Origin of the sequence: Sphingomonas sp. UYEF23, assembly GCF_040546165.1 — a bacterium.
Lineage (GTDB): Bacteria > Pseudomonadota > Alphaproteobacteria > Sphingomonadales > Sphingomonadaceae > Sphingomonas > Sphingomonas glacialis.
In genome coordinates this window covers 68,986-90,293 of sequence record NZ_JBEPNG010000010.1, presented here as the reverse complement: position 1 = coordinate 90,293, position 21,308 = coordinate 68,986, and the positions used below count along the sequence as shown (strand labels likewise).

The window sequence follows — 21,308 nt, the reverse complement described above, 5'->3', positions numbered from 1 at the left end:
ACCATGATCATCATCGACGGATCCGAAGGCGAAGGCGGCGGACAGGTCGTGCGCAACGCGTGCGCGCTGTCGCTCGTCACCGGCCAGCCCTTCCAGATCACCAATGCGCGCGGCAAGCGCGAGAAGCCGGGGTTGATGCGGCAACACGTGACGGCGGTCGAAGCCGCATGCGTGATCGGCGGCGCGGCCTGCGAAGGGTTGAGCGTCGAGTCGTCCGATTTGACCTTCCGTCCAGGCCAGGTGACTCCAGGCGAGTACCGCTTCGCGGTCGGCACCGCAGGATCGACGGGTCTGGTGTTGCAGACCGTGCTGATGCCGCTTGTCCTCGCCGGCGCGCCCTCCCGGCTCGTACTCGAAGGGGGCACGCACAACATGCTCGCACCGCCCTTCGACTTTATTGCGAAAAGCTTCCTGCCGGTCATCAACCGGATGGGACCGCGCGTCACTGCGCGGCTGATACGGCACGGCTTTTATCCGCGCGGCGGCGGCCGGATCGAGATCGATATCGAGCCGGCTGCGCTGACGGAGATCCACTGTGTCGATCGCGGCGCGCTGATCGGCCGCTCAGCCACTGCGCTATTTGCCGGCCTGCCACTCGATGTCGCCGAGCGCGAGATCAAGACCACTCGTGGGCTCTTGGATTGGCCGGAGGATGCCTTTTCGATCCGCGAGTTGCCCGAAGAGCAAGGCCCCGGCAACATCGTGTTGCTCGAGGCAGCTTACGAACATGTCACCGAAGTGGTGAGCGGCTTCGGTAAGCTCGGCGTTTCGGCCGAGCATGTCGCAAAGACCGCCGCCGCGCGGATGGCTGGCTATCTCGCGTCGGATGCCTTTGCCGGACCGTATCTCGCGGACCAGTTGCTCTTGCCGTTCGCACTCGCGGGCGGCGGCAGCTTCACAACGGTCAAGCCGAGCCAGCACAGCCTGACAGCCAGGGTGATCATCGAGGCGTTTCTCGGGCGGCGCTGTACCTTCCTGCAGTTGCCGTCAGGCACGCATCGCGTGGAGATCCGCTAAACCTTCACGTTGCGGAGCGCTCGGTTTTCCCGTAAAGGGCGCTCCGCGGGTACTTTTCGCCTGCACATTGGAGACACGCATTGCTGGACCTCAACGCCTTTTCGGGCGTGGTGTTCGGCGGCACGCACTCCCTGCCCTAGCGCTTTTCCACGCGCTTGCGGCAGGTCGGTAACGCCGCCGCAGCACCCCACCCACGACGATAATTCGTCCCGGATCGAGCCGGCGCTTCCGCGCGTCCGTGTTCGCCCCGGGCGGGGCCGATGGAATAATCATGACCGAATATGAGATCGTCCGGAGCATGTTGCTCCGGACCGGGCGCGGCCTTGCCGCGTCCACACCGATGGCGAACGCCACACTCGAATGGGCAGAACCGCATCGCGCGTGGCTGACTGGGGGCGCAAGCGAGGACGCGCTCGAGTGGCCGACGCTGATTGGCGCGCTCGAGCAAGGACTGCCCTCTGAAGAGCTGCGACCGCATGCGCTTTTGCTTGCCGCTCGGTTGGCAGAACTGCTGATGCTGCCGCCGGTCGACGCGGCGTTGCTCACGCTGCTGGTCGCTTGCGACCGGCTGCCGCGTGTCGCCTCGCTAGCCAAGCTCCTCGGCCAGCATGGCCACGACCTGCCGACGCTGCTCGGGCTGCTGGCGGGTGCCGAACCGCATGAGGCCGATCGCCTCGTGCGCCAGAGCGCCGTGCTCAAGCTCGGCCTCGCCGGCTTCCGCGCGAACCGCCAGGGGGAGGTCGAGGTTGATGTGCGCTGGACGCTCGAACGTCTACTCGACAGGGCGCCCGCGCAAGGGGAAGCGATTATCGACACACTGGTCGGCGCGCGCCAGCCTACGCGGCTGGTACGCGCGGATTTCGCACACGTCCGCGACGTCGACTTCCTCGTGTCGCTGCTTCGCGGCGCGGTCGCGGAATGCGCGGCCGGGATCAATATCCTGATCCACGGCCCGCCGGGCACTGGCAAGACCGAACTGGCGCGTACGCTCGCCGCCGAAGCGGGGCTCGCGCTCCACGGCGTTGGCGAAGCGGACGAGGATGGCGAAGAACCCAATCGCTGGGATCGTGTCACTGCGCTCCAGCTTGCGCAGCGCGTGTTGTCGCGGCGCACTGGCGCGGTATTGCTGTTCGACGAGATGGAGGATCTGATCGGTGATGCGCGCCCGAGCGGCGGGGATTTCTTCGCCAAGCGCCAGGGCAGCAAGATCTTCGTCAATCGACTGCTCGAGACCAATCCCGTGCCGGTGCTGTGGACCACCAACGCGATCGACAATGTCGACCCGGCGATCTTGCGCCGGATGAGCTACGTGTTGAAGCTCGACTTGCCCTCGCGCAGCGCCGCGCAGCGCATGCTGTCGCGGATCGTCGAAGAGGAAGGTGTGATGGCGAGCGTCGCGCTCGATCACCTGCTCGACGCCGCGCCCGAAACCGCGACGGTGCTGCGGATCGCGGCGCGATCCGCGCGACTTGCGGGCGAGACCGACGGCGGCGCCCGATCGGCGGAAACGCTGGTACGAGCACTGCGTGGCAGCGCACTGCCGCCAACGGTCGAACATACGCTCGATCTCGACCTATTCGAGACCGACCTGCCGCTCGGGCCACTGATCGATCGTCTCGCGGCGACCGATGCGCGCGACGTGTCGCTGCTGCTGACCGGCCCCCCCGGAACGGGCAAGACCGCGCTTGCGCATCATCTTGCGCGAGCGCTCGACCGCCCGCTTGAGATCAAGCGCGCGTCGGACCTGCTGTCGCGCTGGGTCGGCGGCACCGAGGCGGCGATCGCAGCGGCCTTCGCCGAAGCGCGCGAGAGTGGTAGCGTGCTGCTGTTCGACGAGGTCGACTCGCTGTTGTTCGATCGCACCACCGCGACGCACAGCTGGGAGGCGGGCCAGGTCAACGAAATGCTGACCTGGCTCGATCATCATCCGCTCCCGGTGGTCGCCGCTACCAACCATGCGCATCGTCTCGATCCGGCAGCGCTTCGCCGCTTCGTGTTCAAACTCGACCTGCGCCCGCTGGGGCCGACCAAGGCCGCAGCTGCGTTCGAACGCTTCTTCCAAAAAAGCGCGCCGGCAGCGCTGCACGAGGCGACGGGTCTCACGCCTGGCGATTTCGCGGTGGTCGCGCGGCAGCTTCGACACGTCGATTCCGTCGATGCGGTTGGGATCGTCGCCCGACTTAAGCGCGAATGCGATCACAAGGGCACGCGAGGGAGGATCGGCTTTGGATGAACAGCTCCGTCGCAAACGGCCGACCGGGCTCGCTCCGCCGCTTGAGAAGCTCCGATATGTAACGGATATAACCCGCCCATGACCAACCTGCCCTACTCCTCGCGTCTCTCGCGAACGGGGACGTCGGGCTCTATGTCTGCCTGGCAGGGTTCACAAAGGACGCGCAACAATACGCACGCAACCAAGAGAACCGGCGGATCACACTGATCGATGCACAGCGCTTTGTCAGTCTGTGGGTCGAGACCTACGACAAACTTGCCGATGTAGCGCGACGGCGGCTGCCGCTGGTCCCCGTGTATTTTCTCGCACCTCAGGACTGAATGACTGCCGAGGTCGTTCGCCCTCAGGCGATTTAGTTTCTACTGATCCCGCTCCGCAATTTATACGGAAATGCGCATAAGGATACGGAATGCGCTTTTCCGTATATTGCGGTCCATATTCTGGCAATCACCGCGCGGGTTCCTGTCGATACTCGAATCGGACTACCCCGCGTCACACGCTTGCTTTCAGTCGGGGTAAAGGACCATCTCCAGACGACTGGCCAAGCCAAGACGCTTCTCCTCAGGAAGCTGCTCCAGATTGCGCATCTTCCATTGTACGGCCGGCAGCTGCGCCGCTTCCTCCATGCCAATTGCGGCCCAGTCCGGAGCTCCCCGTTTAAATCCTAGCAAGAAGCTACGATGGGCATCCGGCATGTCGCCGATCATGGCGGCGATGATAGCCTCCCTGGTCTCGATTAGCGCTTCGAGTGGCACTGCTTCGTCGGTCATGCCTACGAAACCTCGGGCATATTCGTCATCGAGGTTGCGGCGTCTCGGCGCGAGGAGTTCCGCGATCGGACGCGGGTGACTTAGAATGTAGATGAGGAAGGCGGATCGCAAAGCACCATCGATTCCTTCGTTCGCGAGAAGATCGCGGACGTCGAACAGGTCGCGCGGGTGCTGACGATCGAGCGCCGCGACGATCTTGCCAGCGTAGAGATCGGCAAACGACGTCACCTGGATTTCGGCAAAGCCGAAGGCTTCCTCGACCCGCGGCGTCACAGCCCGCATTTCGGCGGCGTATACCGCACCGCGCAGAACCGGTGTAACTTCGATCTTGATCTGCACGCGCTCATGGCGAACCACGAGCTTCGTAATCTTATCATCCGGTTGGAGCCGGCTCGGGGTGACCTTGGCACCCTTGATCCCCGCAGTGATCTGGCCTGCCATCCGCAACATTGCAGCATTGATCGCAAGCAGCGACGAAGTCCGGTCGGTTACGGGCAGGTAGGTCAGGTCGATATCGACCGAGAGCCGCGGCAAATCGCGAATGAACAGGTTGATCGCGGTTCCGCCTTTCAATGCGAACTCGGGTTCGCTCGCGACCAAAGGAAGGACGCGAACCAGCAAAGCGACTTGCTGGCGATAGGCATCAAGCAGGGCCAAGCAGATCCTCCGGGACCGTGATATTATAGTCTTTCGACAAGCGACCGCCCGGTACCAGAGCCCGCTTTCCGGCACCCAGATCGAACGCGGTAGGATCGACATGACGGCGCCAAGCGTGGCGGTGGCGATCGGCGAAGAAAAAGAACAGGCGTTTCACTTTCACGCTGCGGCACTGGCCTAGCAGCAGCTTCAATCTGGTTGGGCTCAGATTGACCAGCCCCTCCACGAGCACATCGACTTGATGAAAACTCTCATGATCAGGCAGCTCGTCGAGCAGTTCCAAAAAGGCACGCTCAGGGGACGACATGCGCAATGGCCAAGTCAAACCTTGGGGGCCCATCACGAAATTGCTGGGCAGGATGTCCTCCGAAGGCGGCGCCGGTTCGAATGGATCAAGTGGCTCCTCCGGAAACAGCTTTGTTGCATTGTGCCAGACAAATCGCACCTCAAGCTTCAACTTTGCGAGCCAGCCAGGCGGCTTGGCGGGGCCGTAGAGGTGCACTTCGTGCCGCTCGCCGAGGTAATGAGAAAAACCCTGCTCTTCGAGAGCGGTGCGCCCGCCGACGGTGAGCGGATACCCCATGAAGCTCTGCAGCGACATAACAGCCTGTTGCCAGGACAACGGTTCCTGCACACGACGATAGACACGTGGAGCGACTTGAGTGAGCCAGCCCGACTTAACGTATTGGCTACGCAGCGACGATGAGTATCCGTGGCGCTCTAGCCATGCGGCATCAACCAGTACTTGCTCGGGCAAACGCTGCAGCCGATTTAGTTTTCCTGTCAAACGCTCAACCATACTAAGCATTATATACGATTCATAAACTAATATCCAGTTCACAAATCAACGAAATTACGCAGTCACGCTGCGCAAAAAGACGTTCCAGCAAACCGCGTGCTGCCGTACCAGGTGAGACCACCGCTAGTAATGCCGCCGCATCCTTATGCTCGGCTCCGAAATCTGCCCTTTACGACCTCTCCGCCAATGCGAAGCTGATCGAGATAATCCGACCACCATTGCGCCATGCGAACGCGCTCTGCCCAATGAGCGCCGCGATGATAGGCGGCCCGCACCCTGTCCTTCTGACCGTGCGCGAGAGCGCGCTCGATAGCATCAGGATGCCAAAGCCCTGACTCGTTGAGCAAGGTACTGGCCATGGCCCGGAACCCATGGCTGGTCATCTCGTCATTCTCAAAGCCCAGGCGCCGGAGCGCCACGTTCAGCGTATTGTCGGAAAGCGGCCGCTTCGTCGTGTGGAGCGCCGGAAACAGATACTCGCTCGTTCGGGCAAGCGAGCGCAGGTCCTGGAGAATGAACAGCGACTGGCGGGACAGCGGGACGGCATGCGGCTGCTTCATCTTCATGCGCTCGGCAGGCACCCGCCAGACCTTCTCGGCGAAGTCGATCTCATCCCACTTGGCCTGCCGCAGTTCGCCTGGGCGCAGAAACACATGCGGCGCAATCCTCAGCGCATGAAGGGTTTCGGGTCGCCCTCTATAGTCCTCGATCGCTCGCAGCAGCTCGCCGACTTTCTTCGGCTCGATGATGGCAGCGTGATGCTTAACCTTCGGGACCGTCAACGCGCCCCGCAGAATGTCAGCGGGATTACGCTCGGTCCGCAACGTGGCAAAACCATAGCGAAAAACCCGGCCCGCAAACGATCGCAGCCTGAGCGCGGTCTCGTGATGTCCACGCCGCTCCACCCGCTTGAGCACGTCGAGAAGCTCGTGTGGCGTCACCAATGCGATTGGACGATTGGCAATGCCGGCAAGGAGCTCGAGGAACCAGCGCGCTTTCTTGATGGTGGCCGGCGAGCGGCCTTCGCGCTCCATCTTCTGGATATATTCCTCGGCCACGAGGCCGAAGGTGGTCTGTGCCGCTAGCTCGGCCTTCAGCCGAGACTGACGCTTCTCCTCGACGGGATCGATACCGTCCTCAAGCTCTGCCTTGGCCTCGTCGCGCTTGCGGCGGGCTTGGGCCAGCGAGACCTCTGGGAAACTGCCAAGCGAGAGTTTGCGCTCAATACCAGAGCTTCGGTAGCGAAAACGCCAGAGCAGCGCGCCGGACGGCTGGACCAGAACGTAAAGACCGTCTGAGTCGGAGACCTTGAAGGGTCGTTCTGCTGGTTTGAGTGCCTTGATCTGAACCACGGTAAGCATGGGGCCACGCCTTCTGCAAAGTTCGTGGTCCCATGATTCGTGGCCCCTTTTTGCCGGGCCTTAGCGGAACAAAGTGAGAAATCATGGGACCGCCGACAGGCAATATACCGCAGATTTCTGCGGTTTTCCAGCATGTTCTCTTTATGTACTGGTGCCGCTTACAGGATGCGACCTCTACCTTCAGAAATGGCGGAAATGCGTTACTTTCGAGTCCCGTTTCGCTCGTTTCTGACCTCCCCTTTGTACCCTATCGACGCGGCGGATCAACCTCTTTGGTAGCCATCCTCCCCTACTGTCTCATTGAGACAGACTGTAAGCCTTAAAGCCCTGAAGTCCGTCGGTTTCTCAGGGTCTCAGCTGGTCACTCAAAGCACCGATCTATTCATTCTCATATATCCATCTCCGTCTCCTCGGGGACTGCTGGGGTCACGTTCGCCTCCAAGCGCCCCAGAAGCTTCCGAACCGCCCCCAGCGTCTCCGACCGGCCCCAATCGCCAGACCCGAAGTAGAGCGTCTCTACGGCCTGCAAGTGCCCAAGGGCCTCTACGACTCCCTCAGCATCTAGCGGCCCTGTCGCCCCGTCAGCCAGATCATCAATATCCTCCCCCCCATCATCGTTGTCGTACCGACCGCTCCACTTCGACCCCTCCGCCGCATCAAGAGCCCGGTTCGGCGCGAAGCCTGCCTCCCTAAGCTTCCGCATGACGGTCGCATGGCCGTACATCCCCCGAAGCTCCGCCGCGATTGCCCTGCTGCTCTTGACGGCCCCCAAGCTGTCCAGGTGCGCCCCGGCCTTCACGTAACTCTCCCACGACCTCTGCTTGTCGTGCCGCGTCAAGTTCCGCCCGTGCCCCACGTTTGCCACCCGCGCAAAGGCTTCAGCAGCCTCCAGACCCATCGGGGCTACAAGGGCCTCAATGCCTTCGCGCCCCAGGCTCCGGGCCGCCGCCAGCCGGTGGAAACCATCGACAACAAAGAGGGCCTTACCGATGCGTGCGACTTTAATCGGCGGGACTTCCTGGCCGCCCAGCATGGCCCCCGCCAGCGCATTGATGTGGAGAGGCGCTAACGGCCCCGCACGCATCTGGAGGCTCTCACGCTCCCGAACGGACTTCACGGCTAGGCGTTGCGGCTTCCATGCATGATCCATCACAAGCCCCCCACAGTGCGCCCGCTAAATCGGCGGCAGGGTCCCCTCAGAAACCGTAAGGTGCCTGACTGTCCCTCTTGGCCTCCGTTCGGGCAATGCACCAGTGTTCGTATATCGAATTGTGCCACAGGTGAGTTATCACGACAACACACTGAAAGCGTCCGCGAAAGCTGACGGACGACGCCCGCATATTTCTGAACGATCACGCCGCCGCCCCGCTCTTAGCGTCGATCCGCGCCAACAGGTTCCGCACCGACGAAGCGTGCCACCGCCCGCCCCGCGCCGTCAGTATGCCGTCATCATTCAAGGCCGCAGCGATGCCCCCCAGCGACACGACGCCCGCCGACCGCAACCGCTCCACCGTGGGGCCCATCTCAGCAGCCCGTGCGGTGGCGTTGGCCGTCACGGCCTCCAGGGCCGCTGTGTTGCCCTTCCCGGCCCGCTTGAAGGTCGCAGCGCCGTTAGGGTTGCCCAGCCGCTGCCCGCGGGCCTTAGCCGCCGAAAGGGCCTCACGGGTCCGCGTAGAGATTGCCTTGCGCTCGGACTGGGCCACCAGCGCCATAATCCCGACCGTCAACTCATTGGCATCGGGCATGTCAGCCGCGACGAACCGGACCCCGCTGTTCTGCAACGTCAGCAGGAACACGGCATCGCGGGACAGCCGGTCTAGCTTTGCGATCACCAGGCGGGCCCCTGTGAGCTTCGCCCGGTCCAAGGCCTTGAGCAACTCAGGGCGGTCCACCCGCTTTCCGCTCTCAATCTCTTGGAATGGTGGAGCGATTAGCTCCCATCCCCGAGCAGCACAAAGGCCCTCAACGGCGGCCCGCTGCGCATCGAGCCCAAGGCCGGACGCACCCTGCCGAGCCGTTGAAACGCGATAGTAAGCCACAGCCCGCTCGGTCATCGTTAGGTCCCTACAAATCCCTCTGACGTTCGTTAGGCGGATTTGTATGACTCGTCAATCGGGTCTATCCGGGGGGGGGCTGCAAGCAAAGGCCACCGGCACCGGACGGCCTGACGGGGCTAGAGCCTCTGGGTCATAACGCCCTTCCGAGCCCCCACGCCTTCAGCCCCGCTCCGCCCTTACCAGCCCCTGGGCTTCGGAAGCGGCTTAGGCGCATAGGGATCAACCGTACCGACCTTGCCAGTATATGGGTTCACATTTGGCTTGGAGGACCAATTATCCGTCGTCGTGGAGTTCGGGGCAGTGCGGACACTCGGCGGCACATAGACGCCTTCGCGAGTTACATGGCCCCGCACGTTGACCGTCCCTTGCGCGAAAGCCGGCGCGGCGATGAGCGAAAGCGTTAACGCACCGATTACTGAGATTTTCATTTATCATCTCCCTGTTGAACCACGCGGTTGTCACAGGTCCCACATGGAAAGACCACACATATATTGGTAAGGAAAGGATTGTCGAAGGGATCGACTAGCGAAGCGGGCTAATGTCGCCGCAGGGACGGCAACAGAGCCCTATGGCTCGCAATGTCCCCCAATCCCCGACCGCTTCCCGTCAGCACTCACCGGCACCGCACGGCCCTGACGACCCCAGCGCCACCGATGGCCTGCCCCCCGCCACCCGCACTTGATGAATGGCAATGCCCCCAGGGACTCCGGTCTATCAGCGGGTATTATACCTGAGAAATTGGTGGAAACTCGATCCAGATTGTCGGGGTTCGCTGCAACAATCTTGCGCTAGCTCGGACCCCGCCTTCAGCCACGCTTCGCTCAGATTTCCGGCCTTCTTAAATAATGGGTTCCATTTCAGCAGCGGGCGTTCTTTCGCGGCAGCCGGTTCCCTCCATTTCCCGGAGCTCCTAGGCCCCGATCACATGAATGTATGGCCTTTCCAATAGGTACCGTTGCCACGATAGTACGCCGCTGCGCGACATGGTGAGATCGGTCCTCCGATTTGAGGGGCTCGCCGCGCCGGACGATCTTGTCATAGATTATGACCGGGGGTGGAATTAAGCATTTATGGTAGGCAACAGGGGTAATAGATAGCCATGTATCTATTAAAAGCTAAGCCGAAATTATCACAATCGCCTGATATTTCCGAATTGTATGAAAAATTGGAGCTACGTGACCGAAAGGGATCGCCCTTCTTCGTGATAGTTGACAATAAACGTAATTCATTTGAAAATTGGCTTTATAAAGAGCGCCCCACATCTGTAGTAGCTTACGTTATCCAATTAATACTAAGGGGTTCTGGAAACCTTATTGATGTTGGCGCTCATATTGGTACGGTCTCAATACCAGTTGCTCAATTAGGTACCAGAGTTTTTTCGTTCGAGATGCATCCTGAGAATTGTATAAAGCTGTCGATCGGACGCTATATAAATAAATTACCAAACTTGTACGTCACTCAGGCAGCAGTTACGGATAAAGATAGGGTCCTTTATTTTGTTAGCTCTGGTCCTTGGGCTTCAATAAGTAAAGTTCCTTCATCAGCGATGGTCGCTGGATATAGACTCGATATGCTGATGGAAATGTCGAACTTAACGCCACCTAGTCGACTCCGCGGTGATGTTGTTATAAAGATTGACGTAGAAGGGCACGATCATAAAGTTCTTCTAGGAGCTGATTCGACCATTAAAAAATACAGACCCGTTATAATTTACGAATCCATGATGGGCGCATCAAAAGAAGGATCTTTAGCGGCTGCTATTTTTCTGCGCGATAGAGAATACATATTTTTTGAGATTCACGAGAATGCTTTTGTTCCCGTTGATGAAATGGGACGACAAGAATCTTTTTTGATGGATTATCTTGCGGTGCCGCGTTCCAAGGCCGACCGAATTTTATCTCGGATCAAAAAGGGAATGCCGGTGCGACCGCTGACTCCTTATGAACGATTGAAATGCGTGCGTATCGCAGCAGAGTCCAATGAATCAATAGAACATCCACTGCATGCCATCAACGTACTCGCGGAATGGGAATTTTCCGATAGATCAATGGCACGATTCGCTTCTGAGGTTGCTTCCAATTTAAGAAATCACCAAGACGAATTAGTTCGTGGTATCGCATCGAAAAGGCTACGATGATGGTCGAGACAGTCCCTATCGATTAGCGATGTAACGCACTCGAACTTTCAAAGATTGGGCACCCTTCATGGAACCCAGAGGCTTGAACGTGGATTTTTATATCGCTAATCGTGCGTCCCCACACGAATAAATTCCCATTGCTAGCCAAGTCAGGCTTCCGCGATCGTGAGGTCGACGGGGATGAGGCAACTGAGCGCCTTTGGGCAACCAGGCCTAATGTTACCATGCGGGACCGACACGCCCCCACGGCGCCCTAATGTCCCGCCAAGCCCCGACCACTTCCAGTCAGCCTCCACCGGCACCGCACGATCCCACCGCCCCCGATCGCCCGCTGCCGCCGCCCTGTCGAATGAATGGCAATGCCTTTCCAGCGGGTCCCCTCCCCGGCTTGGTATTATACCGCCATCGCCTAGAAAATCGGGGCTCGGGATTAACGGGTTCGCTGCCCCAAATTTCCGGCAACTCGGACTCCGCCTCCAGCCTCGCTTCCGATGAAAACGCACTGAAAACAAAAAGAGCCTGATGCCCTATCAAGACTCGTGATGGAGCTTTGCCGCTTTAAGTCCAAAGAACAGGCGATTAAACAGGAAAAATGGTGGCATGTCGTCCAAGAACGCCCTATCCAGTTCATCGTCTTGGAATTTTCCGGCCTGACGTAGGGCCCAGTAAGCATTCCGTATCAACAACCGCTCCTCCGGGGTACAGTCCGACCGAGCGGGCCAAGAGTTGCTACGCAATATTTCAAGCGCCTCTTCCAAATTTTCCTCAGTTTTAGGCACATGGCTGGCTGCTGAAACATCAATATCGCGGGTGACAAACAGTCCCTCAGGATTGACCTGAATAATAAGAGCATCCTTATCCAGGGCCGGATGCAGGCCTGTTTTGGGCTGTAGTGCAATTCTGACTTCTGACTGATAACTATACGTGGTGGACTTCCTGAATACCGACGGCAACAACGGCTGATAAATATGATCACCGACAGCATCTGTATAATGCACGCGATCAATAGCCACATGGAAGTGATCAGCGACGTTCAAACCGGCAATTTTAGTTCCGCGTATCAACGACACGAGACGCGCCCTATCTATCACCTCTACGCACCCATCATAGGCATAGGATGCCCGATCTTCATGGCACATTGATGAAACAAGAGTAGGCAGATCACCTTCCGCCATACTGAAGACATAGGCGTCATCCTGCTGCTGTATCTCAAGACCCCCTGTTATTGTTATGGAATTTCCACTTGAATTGGGGCCGAGGCTAAAAATTCCACTAAGACGCTCTATAACCTCTGAAGGGCTATCGGATTTCAATGTCATTGGACGAACGAAGTTTGTAGATTTGCCCTCACCCCTGTCCCCGATGTGGCTGTCGCCTGTCATAGCTTCCAAGAGCTGATAATAACGGATACGGCCAAACCTTAATGAACCGGCCTCAACTTTCGGCCGATCCGCAAAATGCATGAACTTATAGAGGCCCATCCTTCATCCTCTCCTTAGATAGCCCACGATAGATCGAAGCGAATATATTAGGAAGCTATGTCCGCAGTATTTGCACAACGGCATGGTACGCTCTTCCACGGACCCACGCTTGCGCGGCTTGCGAGTTCAAAGCCCCACCCCGTCTACCAATGACTCGCAGCTGCGGATATGCGCAGCGTAAGCGCTCAGCGCCTCCATCGACCCGCGCTAAGCCCGTCGCAGCCGGGTGGACGGTGGAGGAAGTGAAATAAGGATAGGCTCCCTCCACTAGTCAAACTATCGCCCCCAAGGCCCCATACGGGTTGCCTCGGGGGCATTTTATCGCCTCAAGCAGCGGATAGCCCCGCCAGACTCCGTTGAGAGTCACCACAGGCCTTTGCGGCCCTTTCCGCACCTCTGCCGCCCCACAGGCCCCGAAGCGCTGTACAGGGCTTACAGAGCCCCTACGGCCTATGCGCCTGCCACACCCCGCCCCCGGTCAACGGCATCCATCCGCGCCCGATCCTCTGCGGTAATGAACACCGATTGCGCCTTCCCGTACTCGTCGCGTTGCATGACGACGAACGACCCTTCGCCCATGTCCGCAGCTTCGCCATCACTCAAGTGGATATTCATCATGCTACCCCCCCCGGACCCCATCGGCCAAGCCTGATTAGTCTATTTCAGGTGCAATGCAATACAAACCGCGGAATTAAATAGTAATTCCTCAATCAGCGAAAGTTGCCAACTGTAGATCAACTACCAGCTACAACGAACCGCGGAAGCTTTTCGATCGCCTCGGCCTTTGCGACGACTGAGGGCCCGCCGTAGGACCTTCCGGTAGTGGTCGGGGCGTGCCCCTGTATTGCGTCAGCCATCCGCTCCTCTATGCCAGCCTCATAGGACAGGGCCTTGAATAGGTGGCGCCAGCCATGGTTAGGCTGGAGGCTCGGATCGGTAATGCCTACATCGGCCCGCACCCACGCCGCGAGACGCTCGCCGACCTTTTTGAAGTGACGATTGCTCTCCGACTGAACCCGTGTTCGCGACCGATCAAAGAAGAGCGGCCCCTCGGCCCGCCGATGGACCACCGACAGGAACCCTTGTTCGATGATGTGGGAGTGCAATGGGACAAGCCTTGCGGCCTTGCTCTTCACAGTACCCGCTTCCGGTGTGATCCGCAGGACCCACACGCCATCGACCGACTGCACATCCTCTTTGCGAAGCTGGCTGATTTCGTTCACCCGAGCGCCGCTGTAGGCACACAGCCACGGTATCCACCTCCTCGCCAGAGCGTGACCGGGGGCCATTCGCGAACCGGCCGGGGCCAAGGTCGCCGCAAGGATTGCCCGGGCCTCCTCTGGGGTGAACGCGGACTCCCTGAGCTTGGCCTCACGGGGTACCCGAACCTTCACGCCGATAGCTACATTCTCGGGAAGCTTGCGCTCCTCCACCGCCCACGCGAGCATCGCCTTTACGGAGACGATATACTTGTCTCGGACGGTGATAGGCTTCCGAACGGCCCCATGGCGCGACGGCTCAGTCAGCAGCTTATCGCGCCACCCCATCAGATCGGTGGCCGTTAGCTTCGCCGCGTCATCGTGCCCGAGAAACTCGATAAGGAGCCTCACGTAGTTCCGCCATTCATCGCGCACCCCCGGCGTCATTCCCTGAGCCTTGGCGTAGCTGTCAAAGGTCGCGAGCAACGGAACAGTCGGCACCACTTCGGCCACGGGGACCGGCTCGGGACGAACTACCAGCGCCGGGGGGACCTCGGGCGTAGGGACCTCAAGGCCCTCCAAGCGCCTCAGCATGGCATCGCCTGCCGAGATGGCCGCATCGTTCAAAGCCCTGCACAACAGCTTGAAGGGCGCGAGGGCATCGGGCGCGACAGCCAGCCCCAGCCCCTCGATCAAGTCGAGCGCATCCTCCATCCAGACCACCATGATGCCGTCGAGGTCCCCAGCGCCCCTCAGCCCCCGATAGAGCGGCAAGGTCTCCGCAAGGCGAGCCCGGGCCTTATCGGCAAACCGCTGCGCCTCGCGGCCCCTCCACGTCGCCACAACAGGCACGCCCTGGCGCTCAAGGTCCTGTGTGACACTACGGTAAAGCTCGCGCTCCTCCGTATCCCATCGGGCATCATCATCAGCCTGTAGGAGCTGGACCCGGAAGGTTTCGGCTAAATAGGCGATCGTCGCGGAGTCGAGTGGATCGAAAGCCCCCGATGCCTTGCGCTGCGCCATCGCCACCGTATCGCGGTACTGACCCGCGGCCTCCTCATAGCGAGAAAGGAAACCCGGTGACCCTTCCATCCCGAGCGAAACCTTTAGCTGCACAGGCTCCCCGGCAATGTATGGGCGGAGCGCGGCAGGGTAGGCACGCCGGAAGCTTACGCGCCCGGTACCGTGTTTGAGGATATGCTGCACTGTGATCCCCATCGGCGACTTTGTACCCTCGCTATGTACGCGATGGGACACCGAAGTCACGCATTTCTGGGGTTTCTGAAGGTATTCAAGCCCTTGGAAGGCTATGGTGCCGCTTACAGGACTCGAACCTGTGACCCCCGCATTACGAATGCGATGCTCTACCAACTGAGCTAAAGCGGCGTCGCGCCGTTCGGGTGAACGGGTGCGAGGGCGGGCGCTTAACAGGTGGTTTTCGTGCTGACAAGCCGCTTCGCCGCGCCAGGCGCGATGGCGCGCAAAAAAGCGAGGCTTTACTCCGCGTTTACCACGCGCGGTGCACAAGCCGGTTAGGACAGTCGCCCGATCGGCGGGGCGGGCCAAATAGGACGGTTGTGCAATGGACAGTGTTCGCGGATTCGGGGACGGTCGCTTCGACAGCGAAGTCGAGGGCGACGAGATCGACGACACGCCCGTCGACAGCGCGGGAAACGGCGTTGCCGAGACACAGATCGACGTCGGCACCGACGAGCGCCGCATGCACGTTCGCGCCTATAACCATTGGGTGTCGCTGCTTGGCGGTCGCGCCTATCCCTCGATCGAGGATCTCGATCCCGCCAATATCGCCGATTTCGGCCCGCACAGCGTCCTGCTCGATTTCTCGCTCGGGATCGAAAACCCGGCGATCGCCTATCTCGGCCGCGCGCTGCGCGAGGAGTGCAGCCTCGATTCGTCGGTGACGCACATCTCGCAAGTGCCCAGCCGCTCGCTGCTGTCGCGGCTGACCGACCATTATCTGCAGATCATCGCGAATCGCTCGCCGATCGGCTTCGAGGCCGAATTCGTCGGCGTGCGTGGCCACAACACGCTGTATCGCGGCATCTTGATGCCCTTCTCGTCGGACGACGAATCGATCGACTTCATCTATGGCGTGATCAACTGGAAGGAGCTGGTCGACGCCGAGACGCAGGCCAAGCTTCACGCCGAAATCGCAGCGGCGGTCAGCAGTGCGCCGATGGCGCCGCCGGCAGCACCGATCTGGGCCGATGGGCCGAGTGCTGGATTCGATTCGGCGGAAGCCGATGACATCGATGATGCGGCCGCCGCGGCTACCAGCGGCAATCTCGCCGATCAGTTGATGCTTGCGCAGCAAACCGCTGCCGCGGTGCGCGCTGCAGACGTCCGTGGCCGCGCGACGCTCTATCGTGCGCTCGGGCGGGCGCATGATTTCGCCGCCGCCGCCGATGCCGATCCGCAGAGCTACCGCGCGTTGCTCGAATCGGCCGGGATCGTCGTCCAGCTCCGCGCGCCTATGACGCCAGTGGTCAAGCTCGTCTTCGGGTCCGATTACGACAAGACGCGGTTGACCGAATATGCCGCGGTGCTGTCCTACGCGCGCCGGATCGACGTCGCGACCGGACAGCTCGGCGATTTCCTCGAAGGCTTCGAGGGTGGCATCAAGGGGATCGTCAAAGCCGAACGCGCCGCAAGGACGCCCGTCGCCAAACCGCGCGCGAGCAGCGCGGGCTTGCTCGCCTCGCGCCCGACGCTCGCCAGCGTGGCGATCGAAACCCCGCTCGAGCGCGGCGCCTATGTCGTGTTGCTGGCGCGCGCCAACGATGGCGGAATGCTCGACATCGTCGCGACGCTTGGAGACGACACGGCGCTGACCGAGCGAGCGATGCGCAGCGCGGTCTGACGCGCGCACCGCGCGGCACGACCTCGAAAAATTGTGCACCGCCACAAGTCTTGAGGTCGCGCAGCGTCGGGCGCATAGGGGCCCGCATGGCTAAAACCACGCTGAAATCGCTGTCGGACGCGCTTGCTGCCCGACTGACCAAGGGTGCTCTTCCGGGCGAAATACAGGGGTTCGGCAAGACCGAGCGAATCGACGCTGCCGCGTTCGTCGCCGCGACTGCCGAGCGGCGCAGTCCCGGCACCGCCAGGATCGCGCTCGAGCCGCTGCCCGGTACCGACCCGCGCCGCCGGATGCGGCTGGCGATCGTCAATGACGACATGCCCTTCCTCGTCGATTCGATCGCCGCGACGATCGGGGCGCACGACATTTCGATCGACCGGATCATCCACCCCGTGCTCGGTGTGATTCGCGACGCCGACGGCCAGTTGGTCGACGTCGACGATTCGGGGCCTGCCGAATCGATGATCTATATCGAGCTCGAACGCGCCGATGCGCGCGAGCGGCGCGATCTGGTGGCCGAGCTCGAGCGCAATCTCGCCGATGTCCGCGCCGCGGTGCAGGACTGGCAGGCGCTGCAGGACGCGATGGCAGCCGACATCGCGACGCTCCCGGCGGGCGAAGGCGCCGAGATGCTCGCCTGGTTGCTCGATCGCAACTTCACCTTGCTTGGCCACGAACTGTGGCGCGGCACGACCGAGACGACGCTCGGCCTCGCGCGCAATCCGCAGCCGGTGCCGATGCTTGCCGAAGCATCGCGCACACTCGCGATCCAGTGGTTCGAAAAGGGTGGCGAGGCGCCGCTGCTGCTCAAGTCCAATCTCATCTCGAGCGTCCATCGCCATCTCCCGCTCGATCTTGCCGTCGTGCCGGTGCGCGAGAAGAAGAAGATCGTGGGCGTTTCGATCCATGCCGGGCTGTGGACCAGCAGCGCGCTCAACGCCGCGCCGCAGGATGTGCCCGTGCTGCGCAAGCATCTGGCCGCGCTCGAGCAGAAGTTCGGCTTCGATCCCAAGGGGCATACCGGCAAGGCGCTGACGCACGCGCTCGCCGCGCTGCCGCATGATCTTATCACCGCCTTCACCCCCGAAGCGCTCGAAGAGGTCGCGCTCACCGCGATGTCGCTGGCGGACCGCCCGCGGCCGAAATTGGTCCTGGTGCGCAGCGTGCTCGGGCGGCATCTGTTCGCCTTCGTCTGGCTGCCGCGCGACGACCTGACCACCGCGCGGCGCATCGCGATCGGGGACATGCTGGTCGAGGCGGCGCATGGCGGGCTGCTCAACTGGGCGATCGCGATGGACGACGTCACCGCGCTCATCCGTTTCACGATCGACGTGCGCGGCGGCGGGGTGATGCCCGATACGGCGACGCTCGATGCGCGGATCGCGCGGATGGTGCGCGGCTGGGTGCCTGCGGTTGAGGCTGCGCTTGCCGATTTGGTCGAGCCGGCGCGCGCCACGCGGCTTGCGTTGCGCCATGCAACCACCTTCCCGGCGGGCTATCGCGCCGCCAACACCGCCGAGGAAGCCGCGCAGGACATCATCCGCCTCGCGCGGCTCGAGAACGCCGAGGACCGGTCGGTGCGGATGTACCGCGACGCACACGGCGCGGCGCGGTTGAAGATCTACCGCCAGGGCGGCGCGCTGGCACTGTCCGACGCGGTCCCGGTGCTCGAGAATTTCGGCTTCCGCGTGATCGAGGAACTGCCGACCGCGCTTGCCGATGACGAGCAGGGCTTCGTGCATGAATTCCTCGTCGAGGCGGCGGGCGTGCGGCTTTCGGCCGATACGACGGTGCTCGAGGATGCGATCCAGGCGGTGCTCGAGGGCAAGGCGGAGAATGACGCGTTCAACCGGCTGATCGTCGATGCCGCGATGGCGCCGGCGTCGGTGCTGCTGTTCCGCGCGTGGTTCCGCTATCTGCGCCAGGCCGGGCTGACCTATGGTCTCGTCACCGTGGTCGATGCGCTGCGGCGTGCGCCGAAGGTCGCCGCGGCGCTGATCGAGCGTTTCGCCGCTGCGCACGATCCGGCGCGCGCGCGCTCAGGCGTCGAGGCCGCCGATGCGGCGATCGACACCGGGCTCGACGCGGTCTCGGCGATCGACGACGATCGCATCCTGCGCAGCTTGCGCAGCGTGATCGCAGCGACGCTGCGCACGAACGCGTTTGCCTCAGCCGGGCAGATCGCGCTCGCGTTCAAGCTCGACAGCCACCTCATCCCCGGCCTCCCCGCCCCCGTGCCGTGGCGCGAGATCTGGGTCTATTCACCGCGCGTCGAGGGCATCCATTTGCGCGCCGGCCCAGTCGCGCGCGGGGGCCTGCGCTGGTCCGACCGGCGCGACGATTTCAGGACGGAAATTCTCGGGCTGATGAAGGCGCAGCGCGTCAAGAACGCCGTGATCGTGCCGACCGGCGCGAAGGGCGGCTTCTACCCCAAGCAGCTCCCGTCGGCGTCGAACCGCGATGCGTGGCTCGCCGAGGGGACCGAGAGCTACCGCGTGTTCATTCGCACGCTGCTGTCGATCACCGACAATATCGTCGAGGGCGCGGTGGTGCACCCCGCCGACGTCGTGATCCATGACGGCGACGATCCCTATTTCGTCGTCGCCGCCGACAAGGGCACCGCGACCTTCTCCGACGTCGCCAATGCGATCGCGCTCGAGCATAATTTCTGGCTCGGCGATGCGTTCGCGAGTGGTGGATCGGTCGGCTACGATCACAAGGCGATGGGGATCACTGCCAAGGGCGCTTGGGTCAGCGTCCAGCGCCACTTCGCCGAGCGCGGGGTCGACGTGCAGACGCAACCGATCCGCGTCGTCGGGTGCGGCGACATGTCGGGCGACGTGTTCGGCAACGGCATGTTGCTCAGCCAGACGCTCAAGATCGTCGCGGCGTTCGACCATCGCCACATCTTCCTCGACCCCGATCCCGATCCCGCGGCAAGCTGGGCCGAGCGAGCGCGCATGTTCGCCCTCCCCCGCTCGTCGTGGGCGGATTACGACACGTCGGTCATCTCGAAGGGCGGCGGCGTGTTCGCGCGCACCGACAAGGTGATCAAGCTGTCGAAGCAGATCCGCGCCGCGCTCGGTATCGAGGCGAGCGAGATCGAGCCCGGTGCGCTGATTTCGCTGATTCTCAAGGCCCCGGTCGACCTGATCTGGTTCGGCGGCATCGGCACCTATGTGAAGGCGCGCGCCGAGAACAACATCGCGGTCGGCGATCCGGCGAACGACCGCTTGCGCGTCGACGCCGAGGATCTGCGCGCCACCGCGATCGGCGAAGGCGCGAACCTGGGCGTCACGCAGGCCGCGCGCATCGCCTTTTCGGCGCGTGGCGGGCGGATCAACACCGACTTCATCGACAATTCGGCCGGCGTCGATTGCTCGGATAACGAGGTCAACATCAAGATCGCGCTCAACCGCGAGATGATCGAAGGCCGGCTCGGCTACGAGAAGCGCAACACCTTCCTCGCCAGCATGACCGACGACGTCGCGCACATCGTGCTCGAGGACAATCGCCTGCAGACGCTCGCTTTGTCGATCGCCGAGGCTGACGGCGCGCGCGACGTGCCAAGCTATGTCCGGCTGATCGAGATCTTCGAGGCGAGCGGTTCGCTCGACCGCGTCGTCGAAGGGCTGGCGGGCAATGACGATCTGCTGCGCCGCTCGGCCGAAGGGCGCGGGCTGACGCGGCCCGAGCTCGCCGTGCTGCTGGCAACCGCCAAGCTCGCGCTGCAGGCCGCGATCGAGCGGTCGGATCTGGGGGCGGATGCCGAACTCCTGCCCGATCTCCACGCCGCCTTCCCGCCGGCGATGCGCAAGAAGTTCGCGAGCGCAATCGACCAGCATCGCCTCCGCGGCGAGATCATCGCGACCAAGCTTGCCAACCGGATCGTCAACCGGATGGGCGTGCTCTATCCCTTCGAGCTCGCCGAGGAAGAGGGCGCGGCGATGAGCGACATCGCGGCGAACTTCGTCGTCGCCGAACGGCTGTTCGACCTGCCCGAATTGTGGCGCGAGATCGAGACCGCCGAGATGCCCGAAGCGGCGCGGATCGCGCTGTTCGACGAGGTCGCGGTGGCGACGCGCTCGCAGATCGCCGATCTGTTGCGCGTCACGCGCGGCGGCAGTCGTCCGGGTGACGTGCTCGCGCGGCTGTCGAAGGGCATTCGCGAACTCGACAAGCAGACCAAGGCGCTGCTGCTCGAGGAAGCGAGTGCGCAGAGCGCGCGGATCGCCGCGACGCTCGAGACCGCAGGCGCGCCGGGCAAATTGGTGCAGAAGGTCGTGCGGCTGTTCGAGCTCGATGGCGCGGTCGGGCTGGCCGATCTCGGCGAGCGGCTCGGGATCGACGAGGCGGTGCTGACGCGCGCGTTCACGCGGCTGGGGCAAGCGCTGGGTCTCGACTGGGCGCAGGCCAATGCCGCGCGGATCGCCTCGAGCGACCCGTGGGAGCGGTTGCTGATCGCAGGGCTGGCGCGCGATTTCCAGCAGCTGCGGCTCGAGTTCCTCGGTCGCGGCGCGAACGGGAACGGGAGCGATCCGCAGGCGCTGGTCGAAGGCTGGCTGGCGGAGAATGCCGGCCGCGTCGCGCAGTTCAAGGCGGTGATCGATCGCGCGCGGCTCGCGCCGGCGCCCAACGCCGCGATGCTCGCGCAGATTGCGGGCCAGGCGCGCGTTCTGCTGGGCCGGTAGCAGCCCTCCACAACCGTCACCCCGG

General features: G+C 62.2%; 13 protein-coding genes, 1 tRNA gene and 1 pseudogene. 6 read left to right on the top strand and 9 right to left on the bottom strand.

Annotation, left to right across the window (positions count from 1 at the left end):
* The first annotated feature begins 3 nt into the window (after positions 1-3).
* The 3 genes and pseudogenes from rtcA to ABIB28_RS16240 all read left to right on the top strand — a co-directional run.
* On the top strand, positions 4-1,017 hold the full coding sequence (gene rtcA / locus ABIB28_RS16250; protein ID WP_354289130.1) for an RNA 3'-terminal phosphate cyclase: 1,014 nt from the start codon (positions 4-6) through the stop codon (positions 1,015-1,017).
* A gap of 271 nt (positions 1,018-1,288) precedes the next feature.
* Positions 1,289-3,250, top strand: coding sequence for an AAA family ATPase (locus ABIB28_RS16245; protein WP_354289129.1), 1,962 nt, complete (start codon positions 1,289-1,291; stop codon positions 3,248-3,250).
* A 122-nt stretch (positions 3,251-3,372) separates the two neighbouring features.
* A pseudogene (locus ABIB28_RS16240) lies at positions 3,373-3,570 on the top strand (restriction endonuclease); the annotation flags it as partial.
* A 186-nt stretch (positions 3,571-3,756) separates the two neighbouring features.
* On the opposite strand, the gene ABIB28_RS16235 reads toward ABIB28_RS16240, so the two are convergent.
* The 5 genes from ABIB28_RS16235 to ABIB28_RS16215 form a co-directional block, all read right to left on the bottom strand.
* A complete protein-coding gene (locus ABIB28_RS16235) occupies positions 3,757-4,677 on the bottom strand; it encodes a nucleotidyl transferase AbiEii/AbiGii toxin family protein (protein WP_354289128.1) in 921 nt (306 codons plus the stop codon).
* A complete protein-coding gene (locus tag ABIB28_RS16230; protein WP_354289126.1) occupies positions 4,664-5,476 on the bottom strand; it encodes a type IV toxin-antitoxin system AbiEi family antitoxin domain-containing protein in 813 nt (270 codons plus the stop codon). Before ABIB28_RS16230 ends, ABIB28_RS16235 begins: the two co-directional genes overlap by 14 nt.
* 143 nt (positions 5,477-5,619) lie before the next feature.
* Positions 5,620-6,837, bottom strand: coding sequence for a tyrosine-type recombinase/integrase (locus ABIB28_RS16225; RefSeq protein ID WP_354289124.1), 1,218 nt, complete (start codon positions 6,835-6,837; stop codon positions 5,620-5,622).
* Between the two features lie 388 nt (positions 6,838-7,225).
* Positions 7,226-7,954 (bottom strand): ParB/RepB/Spo0J family partition protein, encoded by a 729-nt coding sequence (locus tag ABIB28_RS16220; RefSeq protein ID WP_354289123.1) that lies wholly within the window; start codon positions 7,952-7,954, stop codon positions 7,226-7,228.
* A gap of 235 nt (positions 7,955-8,189) precedes the next feature.
* Positions 8,190-8,891, bottom strand: a complete 702-nt coding sequence (locus ABIB28_RS16215) for a recombinase family protein (protein ID WP_354289122.1) — start codon at positions 8,889-8,891, stop codon at positions 8,190-8,192.
* A 1,102-nt stretch (positions 8,892-9,993) separates the two neighbouring features.
* Here ABIB28_RS16215 and ABIB28_RS16210 point away from each other — a divergent pair.
* Positions 9,994-11,031 carry an FkbM family methyltransferase gene (locus ABIB28_RS16210; RefSeq protein WP_354289121.1) on the top strand — a complete coding sequence of 346 codons (1,038 nt, stop codon included), beginning with the start codon at positions 9,994-9,996 and terminating at the stop codon, positions 11,029-11,031.
* Between the two features lie 530 nt (positions 11,032-11,561).
* Here the strand turns inward: ABIB28_RS16210 and ABIB28_RS16205 are convergent.
* The 4 genes from ABIB28_RS16205 to ABIB28_RS16190 form a co-directional block, all read right to left on the bottom strand.
* Positions 11,562-12,512 (bottom strand): hypothetical protein, encoded by a 951-nt coding sequence (locus ABIB28_RS16205; RefSeq protein ID WP_354289120.1) that lies wholly within the window; start codon positions 12,510-12,512, stop codon positions 11,562-11,564.
* A 450-nt stretch (positions 12,513-12,962) separates the two neighbouring features.
* On the bottom strand, positions 12,963-13,127 hold the full coding sequence (locus tag ABIB28_RS16200; protein ID WP_354289119.1) for a hypothetical protein: 165 nt from the start codon (positions 13,125-13,127) through the stop codon (positions 12,963-12,965).
* Positions 13,128-13,246: 119 nt separating this feature from the next.
* Positions 13,247-14,917 carry a site-specific integrase gene (locus ABIB28_RS16195; protein WP_354289118.1) on the bottom strand — a complete coding sequence of 557 codons (1,671 nt, stop codon included), beginning with the start codon at positions 14,915-14,917 and terminating at the stop codon, positions 13,247-13,249.
* A 104-nt stretch (positions 14,918-15,021) separates the two neighbouring features.
* Positions 15,022-15,097: transfer RNA gene (locus tag ABIB28_RS16190), tRNA-Thr, on the bottom strand.
* A 196-nt stretch (positions 15,098-15,293) separates the two neighbouring features.
* On the opposite strand from ABIB28_RS16190, the gene ABIB28_RS16185 reads away from it, so the two are divergent.
* Positions 15,294-16,592: a PAS domain-containing protein gene (locus ABIB28_RS16185; RefSeq protein WP_354289117.1), complete on the top strand. Its 1,299-nt coding sequence runs from the start codon at positions 15,294-15,296 to the stop codon at positions 16,590-16,592.
* Between the two features lie 86 nt (positions 16,593-16,678).
* Positions 16,679-21,283, top strand: a complete 4,605-nt coding sequence (locus tag ABIB28_RS16180; protein ID WP_354289116.1) for an NAD-glutamate dehydrogenase — start codon at positions 16,679-16,681, stop codon at positions 21,281-21,283.
* Positions 21,284-21,308 lie beyond the last annotated feature (25 nt).